The organism is Candidatus Goldiibacteriota bacterium HGW-Goldbacteria-1 (assembly GCA_002839855.1).
Lineage (GTDB): Bacteria > Oederibacteriota > PGYV01 > PGYV01 > PGYV01 > PGYV01.
Map to the genome: position 1 here is coordinate 307019 of PGYV01000002.1, position 21414 is coordinate 328432.

The 21414-nt window shown below is 42.5% G+C and carries 19 protein-coding genes and 1 tRNA gene; 19 read left to right on the forward strand and 1 reads right to left on the reverse strand.

Going from position 1 to position 21414, the window contains the following annotated elements; translation table 11 throughout:
• The first annotated feature begins 73 nt into the window (after positions 1–73).
• The 19 genes from CVV21_02860 to CVV21_02950 all read left to right on the forward strand — a co-directional run bounded on the left by CVV21_02860 (position 74) and on the right by CVV21_02950 (position 20670).
• Entirely contained in the window at positions 74–817 is a 744-nt protein-coding gene (locus tag CVV21_02860) for a hypothetical protein (protein PKL92713.1), read from the forward strand.
• Between the two features lie 282 nt (positions 818–1099).
• On the forward strand, positions 1100–1417 hold the full coding sequence (locus tag CVV21_02865) for a hypothetical protein (protein PKL92714.1): 318 nt from the start codon (positions 1100–1102) through the stop codon (positions 1415–1417).
• 11 nt (positions 1418–1428) lie between these two features.
• A complete protein-coding gene (locus tag CVV21_02870; protein PKL92715.1) occupies positions 1429–1728 on the forward strand; it encodes a hypothetical protein in 300 nt (99 codons plus the stop codon).
• Between the two features lie 173 nt (positions 1729–1901).
• Positions 1902–1978: transfer RNA gene (locus tag CVV21_02875), tRNA-Val, on the forward strand.
• 498 nt (positions 1979–2476) lie between these two features.
• Positions 2477–3379, forward strand: a complete 903-nt coding sequence (locus tag CVV21_02880; protein ID PKL92716.1) for a sugar kinase — start codon at positions 2477–2479, stop codon at positions 3377–3379.
• 38 nt (positions 3380–3417) lie between these two features.
• Entirely contained in the window at positions 3418–4605 is a 1188-nt protein-coding gene (locus CVV21_02885; protein PKL92717.1) for an aspartate aminotransferase, read from the forward strand.
• A gap of 2 nt (positions 4606–4607) precedes the next feature.
• The gene (locus CVV21_02890; GenBank protein PKL92718.1) at positions 4608–5303 is read left to right on the forward strand and encodes a hypothetical protein; all 696 of its coding nucleotides are present in this window, start codon (positions 4608–4610) and stop codon (positions 5301–5303) included.
• Positions 5304–5337: 34 nt separating this feature from the next.
• Entirely contained in the window at positions 5338–6534 is a 1197-nt protein-coding gene (locus CVV21_02895) for a glycosyl transferase family 1 (GenBank protein ID PKL92719.1), read from the forward strand.
• A 62-nt stretch (positions 6535–6596) separates the two neighbouring features.
• Positions 6597–7784, forward strand: coding sequence for a hypothetical protein (locus CVV21_02900; protein ID PKL92720.1), 1188 nt, complete (start codon positions 6597–6599; stop codon positions 7782–7784).
• Positions 7784–8155 (forward strand): thioredoxin, encoded by a 372-nt coding sequence (locus CVV21_02905; GenBank protein ID PKL92721.1) that lies wholly within the window; start codon positions 7784–7786, stop codon positions 8153–8155. Before CVV21_02900 ends, CVV21_02905 begins: the two co-directional genes overlap by 1 nt.
• 228 nt (positions 8156–8383) lie before the next feature.
• The gene (locus tag CVV21_02910; GenBank protein PKL92749.1) at positions 8384–9061 is read left to right on the forward strand and encodes a histidine kinase; all 678 of its coding nucleotides are present in this window, start codon (positions 8384–8386) and stop codon (positions 9059–9061) included.
• Positions 9062–9701: 640 nt separating this feature from the next.
• On the forward strand, positions 9702–11039 hold the full coding sequence (locus CVV21_02915) for an NADP-specific glutamate dehydrogenase (GenBank protein ID PKL92722.1): 1338 nt from the start codon (positions 9702–9704) through the stop codon (positions 11037–11039).
• A gap of 94 nt (positions 11040–11133) precedes the next feature.
• Entirely contained in the window at positions 11134–11994 is an 861-nt protein-coding gene (locus CVV21_02920) for a ferredoxin-NADP reductase (protein ID PKL92723.1), read from the forward strand.
• On the forward strand, positions 11981–13420 hold the full coding sequence (gene gltA / locus CVV21_02925) for a glutamate synthase (NADPH), homotetrameric (GenBank protein PKL92724.1): 1440 nt from the start codon (positions 11981–11983) through the stop codon (positions 13418–13420). Before CVV21_02920 ends, gltA begins: the two co-directional genes overlap by 14 nt.
• Before the next feature lie 30 nt (positions 13421–13450).
• Positions 13451–14281 carry a hypothetical protein gene (locus tag CVV21_02930; protein PKL92725.1) on the forward strand — a complete coding sequence of 277 codons (831 nt, stop codon included), beginning with the start codon at positions 13451–13453 and terminating at the stop codon, positions 14279–14281.
• Between the two features lie 386 nt (positions 14282–14667).
• Positions 14668–15213 carry an NAD(P)H-dependent oxidoreductase subunit E gene (locus CVV21_02935; GenBank protein PKL92726.1) on the forward strand — a complete coding sequence of 182 codons (546 nt, stop codon included), beginning with the start codon at positions 14668–14670 and terminating at the stop codon, positions 15211–15213.
• The gene (locus CVV21_02940; protein ID PKL92727.1) at positions 15210–18365 is read left to right on the forward strand and encodes a proton-conducting membrane transporter; all 3156 of its coding nucleotides are present in this window, start codon (positions 15210–15212) and stop codon (positions 18363–18365) included. The genes CVV21_02935 and CVV21_02940 overlap by 4 nt, the downstream gene beginning before the upstream one ends.
• An 11-nt stretch (positions 18366–18376) precedes the next feature.
• Positions 18377–20155, forward strand: coding sequence for a ferredoxin (locus CVV21_02945; GenBank protein PKL92728.1), 1779 nt, complete (start codon positions 18377–18379; stop codon positions 20153–20155).
• A gap of 152 nt (positions 20156–20307) precedes the next feature.
• The gene (locus tag CVV21_02950; GenBank protein PKL92729.1) at positions 20308–20670 is read left to right on the forward strand and encodes a hypothetical protein; all 363 of its coding nucleotides are present in this window, start codon (positions 20308–20310) and stop codon (positions 20668–20670) included.
• 96 nt (positions 20671–20766) lie between these two features.
• Here the strand turns inward: CVV21_02950 and CVV21_02955 are convergent, their stop codons facing one another.
• Positions 20767–21411 (reverse strand): hypothetical protein, encoded by a 645-nt coding sequence (locus tag CVV21_02955; protein PKL92730.1) that lies wholly within the window; start codon positions 21409–21411, stop codon positions 20767–20769.
• Positions 21412–21414: the final 3 nt, after the last annotated feature.

Consider the following 21414-nt stretch of genomic DNA (forward strand, 5'->3'; position numbering starts at 1 on the left):
ATTTATAATATAAAAAATCGTTCGTGATAAATAATTCCGGAAAATATATGTATAACAGGCAGTTGGAGGGAAAATGAATAAATACTTAATGATGATAATGTTTCTTTGTATTTTTTTAACTTCATGTCAGACTGCTCCGGTTATAGATAGTGCCAATTCAATGAAGGCAAATGAAACTAAAATGATTAATTCTTTAAGGTATTGTAAACAAGTATTTAGTAAAGGAACGGGGTTGCCGATTGATGAAACGGTATGGTATTTTGATATTGCAGCAGGTCCCAGAATTGGATTAGATGATTACTGGGAAGTTGGTGGTGTTGCAGGGCTTGGGCTTTCTTATTTGGGTGGTGATATAAAGCGCGAGCTTTTTAATGTGGGAGGTTTTTATACATCGGTGGATCTTAATCTGATTCTTCATATACAATATTTTCAATATGGTTTTTTATTGCTTTCAACATTGGAAATACCTGACAGTTTTAATATAACTGCTGAAGTTGGAATTTGTTCTGTAAATGGATTTAATTCAAAAAATTATGCCGGTGGAGATAGAATGCCGACATATTTTCTTCCGGTAAGTGCGGCATATTTTGATGCCGGAATAATAGTAACGCATAAAGTGGGTGAAATGTCGGATAAATACGAAACGGACACGTCAGCAACTTCGAAAACAATAGAAACAAAATATGATATTTTATTAGGTATAAGTTTAATGTACAGAAAAGAAATTTCTGACTGGAAACTGGATTCATTTATACCTGGCCTGCTTATTACTTATCACGCTGCGAATAACAGGATATTTAATAATCCTCCAAAATGAATTTTTAATGCGCGCCCGCAAAAAGGGGTTTTATAAAAATTATATGTCCTAAAAATTTTATTTTGGACAACTGCAACAGGGAATAGGAGTTTTATCCTGAAAAATCTTATAATTACCCGTTGACATAACCCTGAATATACAATATAATCAATTTACTCAAATGATTAAATGAGAATACACGCTTTAACATATTGACAAATTCCACGTTAGTTAATATAATTTATATAACAAAATATTTAAAAAACACAATCGTGGTCAAAATAAGTATTAGGGAAGGTTTGGATGACAAAAGAAGAATTCTACGAAGCTGTCAATCTGCTTGAGGCGGTTTATATTCAGTTTAATAACCGTACGCTTCGTTATAATTATATTGATGAAAAGCAGGGGATGAACCTCTTGAAAGTTGTGTCTGTTCTTAGAATTAGCCCTGAATATAAAGGTACTCCCGCCGAAGCTTTTCTAAATAAAGCGGTCTCTTTTTCAGGTCTAAAGGACTGCTCCAGGATTGATGCCGTATTTGAGATGATTAAAGAGATAAAAAAATACATAGAAGAAACAGCGGCCGGCAAAAGGCTGAAGAAAAAGAACTTCATATTCTGACGGAGATGGCTATGGATACCCAGGAATTCACGGAAAACCTTCAGACATGGCTTGAAATTTACAGGGATAATGACAAAGTGAATATCCCGTACGATGATAAAACTGAAGATCAGGTACGTTGGGAAAACGGCATGCTAAGGGTATGTTCCGCTTTCAGGGTGCCGGAAGCAATGGAAGCCACCCCCGCAAAAGAAGTGATAACCACGCTTATAGAAAAATCAAAATCAGGCGACAGAAAAGTGCTTGGTGAAGTTTATGAAAATGCCTGCCTTATAGAGAAGTTCTTGAAAGGCTTTGAAAGTAATTCTTAACAGTATCTAATCCGCATTAATCCCAAAAAATTGTACCCTTAAGTTTTTCGGAATATATATTAAAATATCCTGAATAATAAAATTTCTTCTTTATTAATACACTTACGGAATTATGCTTGCGTTTAATGCGTTGACAGAATGTTGTTTATGGATATAATCAAATTATACAAGGTAGGCCGGTAACTCAGCTGGTTAGAGTGCCATCCTCACACGATGGAAGTCGGCGGTTCAAATCCGTTCCGGCCTACCAGAAAAAAACATACGGGCTGTCAGCAAAGGGAAGTTTTAAGGCGAAACTTTTTTTGCTGACAGCCCTTTTTTTATCTCGTAATTGTATTTAAAAGGTATTTTATACGCTGGCCTTTAGCCCGCGGATTTTGAAATTTGTATTTGTAGATCTGATTGCCGCGCCTTTTAAGGCGCGTGTTTTTTTGATTTAAATACAACCTATAAAACCAACTGCCGCACATAATACCGAGCAATTTCATAATAGGCCAGGTATTAAAAAGGTGCGCCTACCGGAACAAGAGCGTTATTAAGAGCAACTGCCGCGGGCTAAAGACCCGCGTCTACCACGGCTAACCGCAAATACTTGACTTCCGCTAATGCTTATCTGCTTATAGGTTAAGGTGCTTTTTAAGATAATTATCTTGTTTTCCTATATTTATAATGATAAAATCGTATAAACATAAGGTTGTTTTTATGCCTTGCTGATGGCTCTGAATAGCGCTATTTATACGGAGGAAGTATGTCTTTGATTATTGTAGGTTCGATGGCTTATGACACAATTGCAACACCTTTTGAACGCCGCGAGCGCGTATTGGGCGGGGCGTGTACTTACGCGTCTTTGGCTGCCTGTAAATTCTCCAAACCCGGTATTGTCGGGGTAATAGGTGATGATTTTCAGGAAAAACACCTTAAAATGCTTGAGAATCGTGGCGTTGACATAACGGGAGTAAAGCGTGAAAAAGGAAAGTCTTTCTTCTGGGAAGGCGTTTATCATCTTGACATGAATACAAGGGACACGATAACCACGGAATTGAATGTGTTTGAAAAATTTGACCCTGTGCTGCCGGATTCATATGTGGATATGCCGTACCTTTTTTTGGCAAACATAGACCCCGCGCTTCAGCTTAAGGTCTTAAAACAGATGAAAAATGTAAAGTTCTCGGTGTGCGACACCATGAACCTGTGGATAGACATAAAAAGGGCTGAAGTGACAGAGGTATTTTCAAAGGTTACATGCGTGGTGCTGAACGATTCAGAGATAAGGCAGTTTACAAAAACCCCCAACCTGATACTGGCTGCAAGGGAAATAAGAAAGCTGGGGCCAAAGTACGTAATAATAAAAAAAGGCGAACATGGCGCATCTATTATTGGCCCCGAAGGAATGTATTTTTCAATACCGTCATATCCGGTGGAAAATGTAATTGACCCAACCGGCGCGGGCGATTCATTCGCGGGCGCTTTTATCGGGCACATTGCGGGTCAGGATAAAACAGATGAAACTGTTCTGAAAAAAGCCATGGTTTACGGCAACACAGTGGCCTCTTTTGCCGTGGAAGGGTTTGGAACAGACCGCCTTGCGGAAGCAGGTATGGATAAAATAGAAGACAGAATAAAAGAGTTAAGAAAAATAACTGACTTTTAAGTTTTATAAACTTAATATAAAATCCGGAGGAAGTAAAAATGATTGCTGACAGGATGAAAAAGGTACAGGCTTCAATCACGCTTGCAATTGACGCGAAGGCAAAACAGATGATAGCAGAAGGTGTTGACCTGGTGGGTTTTGGAGCCGGGGAGCCGGATTTTAACACCCCTGATAACATAAAGGTGGCGGGTATTAAGGCCATTGTGGACAACAAAACAAAGTACACGCCTTCTTCCGGTATGCCGGACCTGAAAAACCCGATAGCCAAAAAACTTCTTGAAGATAACAAACTTGAATACAAGCCTTCCAATATAATAGTGTCATGCGGCGCGAAACATTCGCTGTATAACATCTTTATGGCGGGAATTAATCCCGGCGATGAAGTCATTATATTTTCACCTTACTGGGTATCCTATGTGGAAATGGTCAATATGGCGCAGGGAATTCCCGTGCTTGTACAGCTTGATGAATCCAAAAAATTTGAAATTGATTTTGAACTTTTAAAATCAAAGATAACAAAAAACACAAAGATGATGATTATTAATTCGCCGTCAAATCCCACCGGCTGTGTGCTTTCAAAATCATCGCTTGAGAAACTGGCGGAAATCTGCCTGGCAAACAACATACTTATGATATCCGATGAAATATATGAAAAAAACCTTTATAACGGCAAAACACACATTTCCATCGCTTCGCTTTCAAAAGAGGCAAAGGCAAAAACAGTTGTGGTAAACGGCGTTTCCAAATCACACGCCATGACAGGGTGGAGGATAGGTTACATTGCCGCCGATGATATGGAACTTGTAAAGGCGATGGATAACATGCAGTCGCATTCCACTTCTAACCCGACCACTATTTCACAGATGGCGGCAATTGAAGCGTTAAAGACAGATTCCGCGATTGTAAATAAAATGGTGGCGGAATTTGATAAAAGAAGAAAGTACATTCTGCAGAGGGTGAACGCGATATCGGGGCTTACCTGCGTGGAACCGGAAGGCGCTTTTTATGTGTTTCCTAATTTCAGCAGCCTTGTAGGTAAAACTTTTAACGGAGTGAAGATAGAAAATTCCATGAACCTGGCTGACGCGCTTTTAACGTCCGCCAAGGTGGCGGTTGTTCCGGGTGTGGCGTTTGGAAGCGATGTGCATTTCAGAATGTCATACGCGACTTCAATGGAAAAGATTGAAAAAGGGCTGAACAGAATAGAAGAGTTTTTTAAAGGATAAAGATGAGCGGATATTTATGGTTAAAAGAGGTTAAATGCCCGGCGTGTGAAGCGCCGTTTAAGACCGCCAGAGTAAAGGCGTCTTCGCTTAAAGTAAAAGGAATTGATACGGATTTTCATAAAACATACGAAGATGTAAAGCCGATGTTATACGCGGTTACCGTGTGCCCGGAATGCAATTTTGCGGCGCGTAATGACGATTTTGACAAGGCCATGCTGGACTATCAGAAAGAAGTAATTCAGATAGCGCTTGCGGTTAAAGCGGCAAAAAAGAACGTGCGTTTTACGGAAACGTTTGAAACAAATACAGAAGACGCGGTAAAAAAACACCTTCTTGCGGTGACGTACGCGAAACACTTTAAGCCGGAAAATCCGAATACAATAGCCGGCCTGTACATGCATATCACCTGGATGTACAGGGAAGACGGCAATACGGATAAAGAAAAAGAATATATGATAAAAGCGCTGAAATATTACATTAAGACCTTTGAAAAGGGCACGTTTATTCCCGAAAAAATAGGCGAACCGGGAATAATTTATCTGATAGGCGAATTAAACAGGCTGCTTGGCAATAATAACGAAGCCGTGCAGTGGTTTTCAAGGGGTGTCAGGCACGACCATATAAGCAATTTCCCGAACATTGAACATCTTATCAGGGATGCGTGGGAAAAGATTACTGAAGAAAAAAGGAAACAATAATAGGGGCTTAAACCCGATATAACAGGAGGATTGCATGAAAATTTTAATGGTAACAGACACATACAGGCCAAGGGTAAACGGGGTTGTTACGTCAATTGATACATTTGCAAATGAATTCAGAAAACTTGGGCACGAAGCTCACATTGTGGCGCCGGAATTCCCGGCACAGAGAAAGACAGACCACCTTGCTGATGCGGAAGCAATGGAAAAGTTTGTCACAAGGATAAAATCACATTACCTTTTCTTTGACCCGGAAGACAGGCTGCCGAACCCTTACCTGCCTTCAGCAAGGATTAAAATCAAGAAAGAAATACTTGAGAGAAAATATGACATAATTCACACGCAGACTCCTTTTGCCCTTGGAATAGAGGCGATAAAATGGGCAAAAAAAATGGACTGCCCCATTGTGCAGACATATCACACCCTTTTTGAATCATACATTCACTATTTCAGGTTTATGCCAAGATGGATGTCCTTAAGGCTGGCAAAGGGAATAAGCAAATGGTACAGTCAGAAGATGGACTTGAATATTACGCCTTCCACACAGATGAAAGACCTGCTTTTACAGTATGGCGTAACCAAACCCGTGGAAGTTAACCCCACTGGTATTAAGATGGACAAGTTTAAAATATTTCATGGGGATGATTTCAGGAAAAAATTTGACATTCCCTCGGATACAATACTGTTCCTTTTTATGGGCAGGATAGGTCATGAAAAAAATATTCCTTTCCTTTTTAAAATGTTAAAAAGGGTATTGGCTGTTAAGCCCAATGTGAAGTTAATAGTTGCGGGAAAAGGGCCGGCAGAAGAAGAAGTTCACGAAGCGGCTAAAGCGGAAGGGGTAATTGACAACGTAATATTCCTTGGATATTTTGAACCGCAGGACTGGGTTAACTGCTACGCCGCGGCGGATCTTTTCACGTTCGCGTCAATTACAGAAACACAGGGGCTTGTGGTAACCGAAGCAATGGCGGTAGGCACTCCGGTTGTGGCTGTAGGTGAAATGGGTGTGGCTGAAGTTATGGCCGGAAACAAAGGCGGGCTTCTTGTTAAGCACGACCTGGATGAATTTACGGCAGCAGTCTTTAAGATGCTTGATGATAAGCAGTTATACGCGGAAAAGAAGAAAGAAGCGTTTGAATACGCTCAGTCCTGGTCCGCGGAAGCCATGGCAAAAAATATGCTTGGCCTGTATCAGAGGGCAATTGACGGGTACAAAAAGAAGAAATAACAGGTTCTTTACCAAACACCCGTTATTGTATGCTTAATTAAACAGAGGTTGAAAATTATAATATGAAAATAGCATTGGTTTCTGATACGTATTTTCCGCGCATTAACGGCGTTTCTGTTTCAATGGATAATTTCGCGGAAGAGTACAGGAAATTAGGGCATGAAGTTTACATTATCGCGCCGCTTTTTCCGGGGTATAAAGACAAAAATAAATATGTGATAAGGATTAAATCGCATCATATATTTTTTGACCCGCAGGACAGGCTTTCAAATCCGTTTTCCCTGTCCATGAGCAGAAAGATAAAAAAAGAGATTCTGGCCAGAAAATTTGATGTTTTTCATACCCAGACGCCTTTCGCGCTGGGGTTAAGCGCTATTTTCTGGGCAAAGCAGACAGGCTGCCCGGTGATTAACACGTATCACACGCTCTTTGAATCTTATGTCCATTACCTTAAATTCGTGCCGCAGATGATATCTATAAGCATGGCGCGCAGGATAAGCCGCTGGTACTGTAACAGGATGGACCTTGTAATTGCCCCCACAAGAAGGATGAAAACGCTTCTTGAAAGCTATAAGATAAGGGAGCGCATAGAAGTGGTGCCGACCGGCATTAAGATGAGCAAACCCATGAAGAATATATGCAAAATATTCTGTGAAAAATATCCGCAGATAAAAAAGGGTATTAACCTGCTTTACATGGGGCGGCTTGAAAAAGAAAAGAATATAGATTTCCTTTTTTACGCGCTTAAACGGCTTGTTAAAACAAATAAGGATATTAAACTGTTAATGGCAGGCAGCGGGTATGATGAAGCCCGATTAAAAGACCTTGTTAAAGTAATGGGAATAGAAAAACATGTAATTTTTCTTGGAACTTATACAAACCTACAGCGTCCGAATATACTGTCGCTTGCGGATATTTTTGTTTTTTCGTCCGTTACAGAGACGCAGGGGCTGGTTATACTGGAAGCGCTGTCAGCGGGAGTTCCCGTAGTTGCGGTAAAAAGGATGGGCGTGGCAGAGGTAATGGAAGGCAATAAAGGCGGCATTCTGACAGAACTTTCAATTGATAAATTTGTAGCCGCCGTAAATAAGATGATTACGGATAAAAAGTTTTACGCACAGAAGAAAAAGGAAGCACTGCTTCACGCGAAAGAATGGGAATCATCCGCGATGGCAAAAAAGATGTTATCGTTGTATAAAGAAACAATTGCGGAATATAAAAAGAGCCCTAAAACGAAAGGAGAATTATAATGAAAAATAGAAAAGTATTGCTTTGCTTAATGGCGGCGGTATTATCGGTTATGTTCTTTGCGTGTACAAAAGCGCCGGAAAAATATAAAGTTACAATAATAGAAAAGTTTGATTCGCACTGCGGCTCGTGCACCCTTATGAACCCTATAATCGCGCAGGTGGAAAAAAAGTATAAAGGGCAGGTTAAGGTTATTAAATACGACCTTGGCATCCCCGAAGATTATGAGGCTTCAAAGAAGTATAATATTGACAGGATACCGGCGTTTATATTTCTTGATGAGGATGGCAATGAATTTTTCAGAAATGCCGGGGTAATGGACCTTGTTCAGATAGAAAATCAGCTAAAGCTTAAGGGTGTAACCGTAAAATGAGGGCAAATACTTCCCCCAGGCAGCCAAAATTTAAAGGGGCCGTGCCTAAAGGCGCGGCATCAGGTACTGCGGTCAGGAAGTTTGGCACGAAAAATCTTATAAAAAGCACAAAAGGAAAACAAAACTATGGCAGGTAAAAAAGTAATTGAGGGATTAGAGGAAACTTCCGCGGATAAAAAGAAAAACAATGAAATAGCAAAGCTGAAAAAGATTATAGCGGAAAAGAATATGGAAATAGAGACGCTTACCAAAATAAGCAAAACAATAGTATCGGGGCAGTATCTTGAAGAGATACTTCACCTTGTGGCCACATTAACCGCGCAGATGACGGATTCCAAGATTTGTTCCATAATGCTTGTGGATGAAGAAAAACAGGAGCTTAAGATAATAGCCACCCAGTCGCTTAGCAAAGAGTACAGGGATAAAAATCCGCTTAAAGTGGGCGAAGGAATATCCGGCTACGCTGTTCAGACAAAAAAGCCTATAGCCGTGTATGATATACAGGTTGAACCAAGGTATTTTTATAAGGAAATAATGAAAAAAGAGGGCATGAAATCAATGCTTGCAGTACCTATGGAAGTCCGCGGCAAGGTTATAGGGGTTATTGATGTTTACACCGTGGTTAAACACAAATATACGGCTGAAGAAATAAGCATATTAAGCGCGGTTGCCAACCAGGCGGCTATAAGCATTGATAATATGAACTTAAAGGAAGAAGCGTTAATGGCAAAAGAGGCGCTTGAAACCCGCAAGCTGATAGAACGCGCCAAGGGTGTTCTGATGAAAAACGGGAAGTTAACGGAAGATCAGGCACACAAAGCCATACATAAAAAGTCAATGGACTCCCGCAAGAGCATGAAAGAAATCGCCGAAGCCATCCTTCTGGCCTCGGAAATGCAGAAGTGATTAAGGCATAAACTATAAGCAGATAAGCAGTTAAACATAAGCGAAATATTATATAAAGGTTTGGCAGACGCACCTTTTAAGGCACGGTAGTTGTTTTTTTAGTGTTATTATTTAATGATTTGCAAACCGGATCAAATACACGCACCCTAAAGGGTGCGGCTACCAGAACGAAAAAAATCCCCCTTGAAAAAAGATAATTTAATGTTTGGTAGGCGCACCTTTTAAGGTGCGGCAGTTGTTTTTTTTAGTTTGATTATTTAATGATTTGCAAACCGTATCAAGAACGCGCGGGCTAAAGACCCGCGTCTACCAAAGCGAGAGAATTAAAGCAAAAACCTGCGGCGGTAAAAACGAAACGTCCGACCTTCCGACCTTCCGACCTTCCGAGCCTCCGAGCCTCCGAGCTGCCGAGCTGCCGAGCTGCCGAGCTGCCGAGCTGCCGAGCTGCCGAGCTGCCGTCTTAATCAGTAAACTTCAACTTGAATGTTTTGGATATTTTGTTATAATTTACCGATTGAAAAAAACTCCCGGATACAAAGGTGTAGACGGGCGTACTAAAATATCTTAGTCGGCACACCGGTGTGCCTGCGGCATTGCTGCTGCGGAAGAAAATTAATCTAATATGAAGCAGGAGGAACAAATGTCATACGTACAGAATGTTATTGAAATAGTAAAAAAACGCAATCCCAACGAACCGGAATTTTTACAGGCGGTAACAGAAGTTCTTGAATCGCTTGAACCTGTAATTGCAAAGAACAAGAAATATGAAGACCACAACATACTTGAAAGAATTGTAGAACCGGAAAGACAGATAATATTCAGGGTGCCATGGGTTGATGATAAAGGAAACGTACGCGTTAACCGCGGTTTCCGTTTTCAGTTTAACAGCGCTCTTGGGCCATACAAAGGCGGAATCCGCTTACATCCTTCAGTAAACGCTTCCATCCTTAAATTTTTAGGTTTTGAACAGGTATTCAAAAACTCGCTTACCACTTTGCCGATGGGCGGAGCCAAAGGCGGTTCTGATTTTGATCCCAAAGGCAAATCGGATAATGAAGTAATGCGTTTTGTACAGTCCTTTATGACGGAACTTTTCCGCCACATCGGGCCGGACACAGACGTTCCCGCAGGCGACATTGGAACAGGCGGACGTGAAATTGGTTATATGTTTGGACAGTACAAAAGGCTTGCCAATGAATTCACAGGCGTGCTTACAGGCAAAAACTTAAAATGGGGCGGCTCTTTAATACGCCCTGAAGCAACCGGATACGGCTGCGTTTATTTCGCGGAAGAAATGCTTAAGACAAAGAATGATTCCATTAAAGGCAAGACCTGCCTTGTTTCCGGTTCCGGCAACGTGGCGCAGTACACAGTAGAAAAAATTAATGATCTTGGCGGCAAGGCCGTAACGCTTTCTGATTCGGACGGCACAATTTATGACAAAGACGGAATCACGGCGGAAAAACTTGCGTTTGTTATGGAACTTAAGAATGTAAAACGCGGACGTATCAAAGAATACGCTGATAAGTACAAATGCGAATTTTTCGCGGGCAAAAGGCCGTGGGGAATTAAAGCGGACTGTGCTTTCCCAAGCGCGACACAGAACGAAGTTGATGTAAATGACGCGAAGGCCCTTATTGCCAACGGCTGCAAACTTGTAAGCGAAGGCGCGAACATGCCTTCCACACCGGAAGCAATTGAAGTTTATCTGTCAAACAAGATTCTTTACGGGCCGGGAAAAGCCGCAAACGCGGGCGGAGTTGCAACATCCGGCCTTGAAATGAGCCAGAATTCGCTCAGGCTTTCATGGACACGCGAAGAAGTAGACGTTAGGCTCCACAACATAATGATTGCTATTCACAAACAGTGCATTGACGCTTCCACACAGTACGGCCAGCCCGGTAACTACGTAATGGGCGCAAACATAGCCGGATTCGTAAAAGTGGCGGATTCAATGATAGAGCAGGGTGTAGTTTAGTATTAAAGGCTGTTATCAACTTAAGGGGGGCGGTTAAGCGCCCCCCTTAATATAAATCAGGCAGTAATTTGATCCGATATACAGGGAGGTCTTAATGTATAAAATTGTTGAAAAAAAAGCACTGACTAAAGATATTAAAATGCTGGCGGTTGAAGCGCCGGATGTGGTTTTTAACGCCAAAGCGGGCAACTTTTTTGTTGTTATTCCGGATGAAAAAGGCGAAAGAATTCCGCTTACAATTTATGACTGGAATAAAGAAACAGGGGTCTTATACATGATTTTCCAGGAAATAGGGTTATCAACCGTGAAACTTGGAAAATTAAATGTCGGCGATAATATTTACGCGGTGGCCGGGCCGTTTGGAAAGCACTTTCATTCAAAAAAATACGGAAAAGTGGCAGTGGTAGGCGGAGGGGTGGGCGTGCCCGCAATTTTTCCGATAGCGCGTCAGTTAAAAGAGGACGGCAATAAAGTCTCTTCTATTATAGGATACAGGACAAAAGACCTTGTGATACTTGAAGAAGAAATGAAGTCGGTTTCTGATGAACTTCTGCTTGCTACAAATGACGGTTCTGCCGGGCAGAAAGGCTTTGTTACCGATATTCTTAAAAATTTAATTGAAAGCGATAACAGGCCGGACCTTGTGGTGGCAGTAGGCCCCGTGGTCATGATGAAAGCGGTGTCTGACCTTACAAAAAATTACAATCTTCCCACTGTGGTCAGCTTAAACGCCATGATGGTTGATGCAACCGGAATGTGCGGCGGATGCAGGGTGACGGTAGGCGGGGAAGTTAAATTCGCGTGTGTGGACGGGCCGGATTTTGACGGGCATAAAGTTGATTTCAACCAGCTGACAAGCAGGCTTGCGGCTTATAAAGATGAAGAAAAAACATCGGCAGATCACCACTGCAGGCTTGATAATGGTATTAAGGAGGCTTTCGATGGCAGAAAATAATGTTCCAAAAGCTAAAAGGCCGCGCATCAAAGTAAGGCAGCAGGAATCCGCGGACAGGATAAAGAATTTTAACGAAGTGCCTTTTGGTTATAACGAAGAAGAAGCAATTGAAGAGGCGAACCGCTGCCTTCAGTGCAAGAACCCCACCTGTATTTCCGGTTGCCCGGTAAATATTAATATCAAGGAATTTATCAGGCAGATTACCATAAAGGATTTTAAGGGTGCAATTGATACCATAAAATTAGATTCCAGCCTGCCTGCTGTATGCGGAAGGGTTTGCCCGCAGGAAGAACAGTGCGAACACGCCTGCGTTATGCTTAAGACCAAAAATCCCATTAATATCGGCGCGCTGGAACGTTTTGCGGCAGACTGGGAAACACAGAATACAAAACCTGTGCCTGCGTCAATTAATAAAATTAAGGATAAAGACGGCAATCCAATTAAAATAGCCATTGCAGGCGCCGGGCCAGCCGGATTGACCGTAGCAGGGGACCTTGCAAAAATGGGTTATTCTCCTGTAGTGTTTGAAGCCATGCATCTTGCGGGCGGTGTTTTAATTTATGGTATTCCTGAATTCCGCCTGCCAAAGGCAATAGTTCAGGGCGAAGTGGATTATTTAAAGAGCCTGGGCGTTGAATTTAAATTGAACGTGGTGGTTGGAAAATCTTATACGGTTGAAGATGTATTTAAACTTGGATACAAAGCTCTTTTTGTCGGTGTAGGCGCAGGAACACCCATGTTTCTTGGGATTCCCGGCGAACAGGCAAAAGGTGTGTATTCGGCAAATGAATTTTTAACAAGAATAAACGCGATGAAAGCATACAGGTTTCCGGAATATGATACACCTGTTAAACTTGGAAAAAAAGTGGCGGTAGTGGGCGCCGGCAACGTGGCAATGGACGCGGCAAGATGGTCTTTAAGGCTGCCCGGTGTTGAAGAAGTTTACATAGTTTACAGGCGGTCAGAAGATGAAATGCCCGCAAGGATAGAAGAAAAAGAACGCGCAAAAGAGGAAGGCATTATCTTTAAACTTTTAACTAACCCGATAGCTGTCATGGAAAATGAACAGGGTTGGGTGAAATCCTTAAAATGCATAAAAATGGAGCTTGGCGAACCGGATGAATCGGGCAGAAGAAAACCGGTTGCTGTCGCGGGCTCTGATTTTGAAATAGAAGTGGATACCGTAATATCCGCGCTTGGAACCAAAGCAAATAAACTTATGACTTCTGATATTGCGGGGCTTAAACTTAATAAATGGGGATATATTGAAGCTGATCCGGAAACGGGCGCTACTTCGCTTCCCGGAATATTTGCAGGCGGAGATATTTCCACAGGGTCTTCAACTGTAATTGCGGCTATGGGCGCGGGAAAGAAAGCGGCAAAAGGGATAGATGCTTTTATCAAAGAAACGGTTTTAAAAAACTGATGAAGTTTTGTCAGTGAAGGCGGAGAGTAAATGGCAGAAGATTCAGTAATTGCGGTTGCGGCGGCAAATTTCGCGCATACTTTTCCTTCACAGGTATTAACTTATATAACCAAATGCGTGAAGCCGGGGCAGAATATAACCAGGCTTCAGACATACGGAATGGCTGACGGTAATGACAAACTTTTAAAGGCGCTTGATAAAATAAAGCCGTCCGCTTTAATAGGGGTAAGCATTGATGTTCCTGCCGCAATAGTGGCCGAATACAGGGCTAAAAAAGTTCCTGTTATCCTTATTGACGCAGAATGCGAAGGCGCGTCCACGGTGACAACCGATAATATGGCGGGCGGATATATAGCGGGCGCTTATCTTGCCAAACAGGGAAGAAAAAATATTGCAATGGTTTCCGGCCGCATGAATGTGGAAGGCGGCTTTAACGCGAAAAAACGTTATGCGGGTTTTTTGCAGGCGTTAAAAGAAAGCGGTGTTGAATTTAACCCGAAATTTCTTGCGGAAGTTATAAGTTATTCATATAGTGAAGGCACCGAAGCAATGCAGAAATTTATTAAAGACGGAATTCAGCCCGACGCGGTTTTTTGTGCCGCCGGCGATATGTGTGCAATGGGGATATTGAAATCAATAAGGGAACTTAAAATGGCAATTCCTGAAACTATCGCGCTTGTGGGTTACGATGATATAGACGCCGCAAAGACCTGCAAACCCGCACTTACCACAATAAGGCAGCCTATTGAAGAAATGGCGGTTAATGCCTATATGATGGCGGTTGATGAAGCAGAGGAATTAATTAAAAATCCGAAGAAGAAAATATTCAAACCGGAGCTGGTGAAAAGGGAAAGCGCGTGAATTAGAGGCTTGGAGGCTTGGAAGGTCGGAAGGTCGGCAATACAACGACGCGGAAATAGAAGAGCATAGCAGTTCGGGGAAATTAATCTAAAAAATCAGACTAAAAATAATCACACATAGTACTACTTTATACGTCATTATTGTTGGTTTATGGGTGTTTTGCAGTTAAGAAGAGTGTTTCACATAGTTGAACGCATAAAATTATTGACAAAACACTTTTGGCTGTGTTAAATTAGTTTCATTATTTGAGATATACAATTTCAGTTCTTCAACAGTCTAATGGTTTTTTGGGATTCTATGTGAAATAAATTACAATGATTTGATTTCTACTAACAATATGCTATAAATTAAATTGATCAACATACTATTCTGCACAAGGAGGCATTATGAGTCAGGGAAAAACTGTCCTAAAAGAAAAGAAAAAAGTCAGTGATTTTATTGATACAAAAAAGTTGGACGCAATCATCGCAAGCTACGATGGGAAACAGGGGAAATTGCTTGGTATTCTGGAACAGGCACAGGAAGCGGTAAAATACAAATACCTTCCTGAAGAGGTTTTAAATTACATCGCGTTAAAAACAGGTGTTCCATTATCAAGGCTGTATAGTGTCATAACCTTTTACGCGTTCTTTAATATGAAACCGCAGGGCGACCATACTATTATTGTCTGCAGGGGGACAGCGTGCCATACCAAAGGGTCTAAAAGCCTGCTTGATGACCTTGCGTCGCGTTTTGGCTGTCAGGATAAAATTGAAGGCGGCGAACCTTCCTTTACCACGGATGATAATAAATTTACGGTGAGGACAGTGGCGTGTTTTGGACAGTGCGCGCTGGCACCGGTAGTATCAATAGACGGCATAATTTACAGCAATGTCACAAATTCCGAACTTTCCAGGCTTCTGGGTAAAGTTACTAAAGGGGGCAAAAAATGAAAATAACCGATATCAATTCGCTTAACGCTGTCAAATCCGCGGGAATGAAAAAGATACAGCCTAATACCCCCATGATATCCGTGGGAATGGGAACGTGCGGTGTTGGGAATGGTGCCGATAAATTATTTGAAGCTTTTGGAAGCGCTATAAATAAGAAAAAGGCGCCTATTAAACTTAACCAGACAGGCTGTTTTGGATTCTGCGCGGCAGAACCCCTGGTAAATGTCTACATACCGGGAATGCCGCTGGTAATTTTAAGCAAAGTTACTTTGAAAGATGTGGCTTCAATTGTGGACAGTGTGGCTAAGGGAAATATGCCCCTGAAAAAAGCGCTGTGTAAAGTGGAAGAGTGGGATTTTTTAACATCAAAAATAGAATACGGCAAAGACCTTATGGAAGTTCCGTCATGGGATGAAATTCCTTTTTTCAAAGGGCAGAAAAAACTTGTCCTTCGTGACGCGGGAATAATTAATCCTACCGACATAGAGGAGTACATTGCGGTAGGCGGATATCAGGCCTTGTTTAAAGCACTTACAAAAATGACACCTGATACAGTACTTGAAGAAGTAAGAAAGTCAAAGCTGCGCGGCCGCGGCGGCGCGGGTTTCCCGGTTGCCAAAAAATGGGAAATTATGAAGAATGTGCAGGCTGAAGAAAAGTTTATAATATGTAATGCGGACGAGGGCGACCCCGGCGCTTACATGAACAGAAACGAAATAGAAAGCGACCCTCATGCCCTTATTGAAGGCATGATTATAGGCGCTTATGTTATGGGCGCTTCCAAAGGCGTTGTTTATATCAGGGCTGAATATCCGCTGGCTGTAGAGCGTTTAAAAGCGGCTGTAAAGCAGTGCAAAGCGCTTGGCATAATGGGAGAAAACATATTCGGCACCAAATTTTCTTTTGACCTTGAATACGTTGAAGGGGCGGGCGCTTTTGTATGCGGCGAAGAAACGGCCCTTATGTCATCAATAGAAGGAAAGGCAGGCAGGTCCAAACCAAGGCCGCCATTTCCGGCGCAGAAAGGCCTTTGGGGAAAACCGACAAGTATCAACAACGTGGAATCGTGGTGCAATATCCCGCTTATTATTAACAGGGGCGGGGATTTCTTCGCGCAGACCGGCACTGACAAATCTTCCGGGACAAAAGTATTTTCGCTTGTGGGAAAAATAAATAACACAGGCCTTGTAGAGCTGCCGCTGGGCACGCCGCTTGAAAATATAATTTACCAGATGGGCGAAGGCGCGGGAAAAAATAAAGTGATTAAAGCGGTACAGACCGGCGGGCCTTCCGGCGGATGTATTCCTGTTGAATTGTTTAACACGCCCGTGGATTATGAATCACTTGCTTCAATCGGCGCCATTATGGGGTCTGGCGGAATGGTGGTAATGGACCAGGATAACTGCATGGTTGACGTGGCAAGATATTTTGTTGAATTCACTTCATCTGAATCGTGCGGAAAATGCACCGCCTGCAGGGAAGGGCTGTCTCAGTCGCTTAATATCTTAAACAGGATAACAAGGGGAAGCGGTAAACTGGAAGATTTGGAAACGCTTGAAAAACTTGCCTATGTTATTAAAGAATCATCGCTTTGCGGGCTTGGGCAGACAAGCGCGAATCCGGTTCTTACAACACTTAAGTATTTTAAAAACGAGTACATATCACACATTCTTGAAAACAGGTGTAAAGCGGGTGTATGTGAAGATTTATTTATGGCGCTGTGCGAGAACAGCTGCCCGCTTCACATGAACATACCGGCATATCTGCAGATGTTAAAAGAAGGAAGGCTGGAAGAAGCTTTTGAATCAACGCTTCGCGACAATCCGCTTCCGGGCACAATGGGCAGAATATGCCATTTCCACTGTAAGATGAGATGCCGCAGGGATTCGGTTGATGAATCTGTGGCACAGGGCGAAATACACCGTTATCTTGCGGACACAATGTATAAAATGGGAAAAGAAAAACAGATTTACGCTAAACTTGTAAAAGAAATGCTGCCAAAAACCGGCAAAAAAGTGGCAATAGCGGGCGCGGGCCCTGCCGGTATTACGCTTGCTTACTACCTTGCAAGGCTTGGCCATTCAGTTACCGTATATGACCCGCATAAAGAACCGGGCGGAATTCTGCAGTATGGAATTCCGGCTTATAGATTACCCAAAGATATACTGCAGAAAGAAATAGAAATGGTTAAAAAATTCGGAGTTAAGTTTGTTATGAATACGCTGGTGGGAAAAGACATTTCAACAAAAGCGCTGCTTAAATCAAATGACATTGTTTACATGGCTTATGGCGCGCAGAAAGAGTCAGCACTTGATATTCCGGGAGCGAATTTGAACGGCGTACTTGCCGGGTATCATTTCCTGGAAGATTTCGCGCAGGGTAAAAAGGTTAAAGTGGGCAAAAAAGTTGTGGTGATAGGCGCGGGCAATGTGGCAATTGACGCGGCAAGGACAGCGTTAAGGCTTGGCGCGGATGTAACCATAGTTTACAGAAGGGACAGAAATGAAATGCCGGCAAACATCCATGAAATAGAGGATGCGGAAGCGGAAAATATAAAGTTTAAACTTTTATCAGGGCCCAAAAGTATCATAGCGGGGCCGGGTAAAACTGTAGCCGGGCTTGAAATCGAAAAGATGAAACTTGGCGGAATTGACAAATCCGGACGCCGCAAGCCGGTTCCAACCGGGGAATTTGAGACAATAAAATGCGACACAGTGATACTTGCAGTCGGTGAAAAAGTTGACCCCGCAGCCGCGCGGGAATTTGGCGTGGAAGCAAACAAAGACGGCACTTTAAAAGTTGATCCTTTCAATTATAAAACCGCAAATACAAAAGTATTTGCCGGCGGCGATGCAGTAACAGGGCCTGCAACCGCTGCAGAAGCAATGGGTACCGCAAAAACAGCGGCAGGCGCAATTGACCTTGCGCTTATGGGCGAGAACAGGTTTGAAAAATTGTTCTGTGAATTTGTATATAAAAATGAAGTTCCGCTGAAACCCGAAGGCGGAAGAAACACCAAAACAAAGAAGGTTCCGGCCAAAGAAAGGGTAAGGAATTTTCAGGAAATACTCTCCGGATATTCGGGCGAGCAGGCAAAACGAGAAGCAGTACGCTGCTTAAGGTGCGACGTTAAGTCGTGCCAGAAACAATAAGGAGGCCGGCCATGGAAAACAACAAAGTATCAATTAAAGTAAACGGCAAAGATTATACTGTGGAAAAGGGGCTTACAATTGTTAAAGCCTGTAAGAAAATAGGAATTGATATTCCCACATTATGCTATCTTGAAGATGTTTCAAAGAACGCGTCATGCGGAATCTGCGTGGTAGAAATTAAGGGCGCCAAATCCCTTATCAGGTCATGCATTACCGAAGTGACACAGGGCATGGAAATTCTGACATCAAGCCCCAAGGTAATGGAAGCGCGCAGGACAAATCTGGAACTTATTCTTGCTAACCATCCGGATGACTGTTTAAACTGCGCAAGGAATGGGAATTGTGAACTTCAGGCTATGTCATACACGCTTGGAATAGACGGCACAAGCAGGTTTGTTAAAACAAAAAATGACGAACCTTTTGACGAGACTTCTCCGTCATTAATCAGGGATCCCAATAAATGCATCCTTTGCGGAAGGTGTGTGACAGTATGCGCGGATATGCAGACTGTTTATGCTATTGATTTTTCAAAGAGGGGCTTAAAAACAAAAGTTTCAACGTATATGGAAAAAGGCCTTGGAAATATAGCATGCACAAACTGCGGCCAGTGCGCCATTGTATGCCCAACCGGCGCCATTGTTGAAAAAGACGATACGCGCGCGGTATGGAAAGAACTGCAGGATCCGGAAAAAGTTGTTCTGGTACAGACGGCTCCCGCTATCAGGGTTGGTATCGGCGAGGCAATGGGAATGGGCGAAGGCGCCCTTGTAACGGGACAGATGGTATCCGCATTGCGCAGGCTGGGTTTCAGCAAGGTATTTGACACGGATTTTGCGGCCGATTTAACCATCCTTGAAGAAGGCCACGAGCTTATTAAAAGGCTTACAAAAGGCGGCACACTTCCTATGATGACATCATGCTCGCCGGGATGGATAAAATTCTTTGAACATTTTTATCCGGAGCAGCTTGCGCACTTGTCAACATGCAAATCGCCGCAGCAGATGTTTGGCGCGCTTGCGAAAAGTTTTTACGCGCAGAAGATGGGGATTGACCCAAGAAAAGTTGTGGTTGTATCAATAATGCCGTGCACGGCCAAGAAGTATGAAGCCAAAAGGGAAGAAATGGCAGGCGCGCTTAATTTCTGGAAGGATAAAATGGAACTTTCAAAAGATGATAAATTTTATGATATCGATTATGTCCTTACCACAAGGGAGCTTGCAAGAATGTTTAAGCAGGCAGGGGTGCATTTTTCCACGCTTCCCGAAGAGGAATTTGATTCGCCCCTTGGCGCTTCAACAGGTGCCGCGGTTATATTCGGCGCGACAGGCGGCGTAATGGAAGCGGCAGTAAGGACCGCGTATGAAGTTGTGGTGGGTAAACCGCTGCCAAGCCTTGATCTTAAAGTTGTCAGGGGTTTTGAAGGTATAAAGGAAGCGGAACTTGATTTAAACGGAACAAAGATTAAAGTGGCTGTGGCGCATACGCTTGGAAATGCCAGAAAACTTCTTGACCAGATAAAGGACGGCAAATCGCCTTACGCGTTTATTGAAGTTATGACATGCCCCGGCGGATGCTTGGGCGGCGGCGGACAGCCGATACCAACCACCTGGGAGATAAGGCAGAAAAGGGCGGATTCAATTTATGCCGAAGACAGGAAAAAGGGTTTAAGAAAATCACATGATAACCCCGAAGTAAAAGCGCTGTATGACGAGTTCCTAAAAGAACCGCTTGGGCACCTGTCGCATGAACTGCTTCACACCCATTACGTAAAAAGGGGAATATTTGTTTAAATTACTCTGATAAGATACTATAAGTTTTAAAACAACCGCGGGTTTAATTATCCGCGGTTGTTTTTTTTATATAAAAAATATGTTTTCTTTATTGCGCAGGTTATGTAAACTGACAGTACAACAGATTAAAAATCAGATATAAAAAAGGGTTTATGGACAAAAAACAGCTGATTAAAAAACGCATGCTTAAAACAAGCATTAACTTCTCCTGCAGGCAGTGCGGCGCCTGCTGCAGCGTGGGTTTTATTTATTTAAAAAGAGGCGAGAGTGAAAAGATAGCCGCACATCTGAAAATGCAGGTAAAAGAATTTAAAGAGAAATATACAAAATGGTTTGTCTGGCAGGGCAGGGCTTTAAAATGGGATGAGGCAGGAGCGTGTGTTTTTTTAAAGAATAACAAATGTTCTGTCTATAATGTAAGGCCATTCCAGTGCGCCTCTTTCCCTTTATGGCCGCGCCTTATGAAAAACAAAAAAGACCTTGCCGCCGCAAAAAAATACTGCAAAGGGTTATAGATAAGTAACAGGTTATTAACAACTGTCAGCTAACAAGTTTCAACTGACAACTTAATACTTGCTATTTGCAACCTGTAACTTGTTAGTTGTTAACTGTTAGTTGTTCTTAATTTTATTCCAGAAGAAATTAATATGTTCTGACATCAGATTTTCTATTACATCTGTTTTCTTTTTGTAAAATTTAAGGACGTTATATTCCGTAAGCATGCCTATCAGCGTGTAGAAGTATTCAAACGCAAGAAGCTTGGGGTCAAGGGTTTTAATAAGCCTTTTTTTAATAAGCATCCTGAAGATGTTTTCATAATATTTTATCCTCATCTTATGAAAATCAATGGACAGGATTTCAAATGCCTTCACATCGCGGTACTGTTCCATTGTGACTATACGCCAGACGCGCGCCATTAAAGGCTGTTCCATTACCTGACGGAATTCAAGCAGGCAGCTGTTAAGCAGGTCATAGCCGCTGCCGCCGTTTAAGATGCGGGTCATGTCAGTCTCGGAGAGCCTTGTCGCGTTGATATTTTCGGCAAAATAAAAATATATCTCGCTTAGCAGTTCTTCTTTATTTGTGAAGTGGTGGTACAGGGAACTTTCTTTCAGCCCGGCTGATGAAGTGATATCCCTTATGGATACGCAGCTGAAACCGTCTTTTGAAAATAATTCAACCGCGGTCTCAAATATTCTCTCTTTTGTACCGCGTCCTTTGGGTGTAATGCTTTTTTCGGATAAAATTTCAGTCATTTT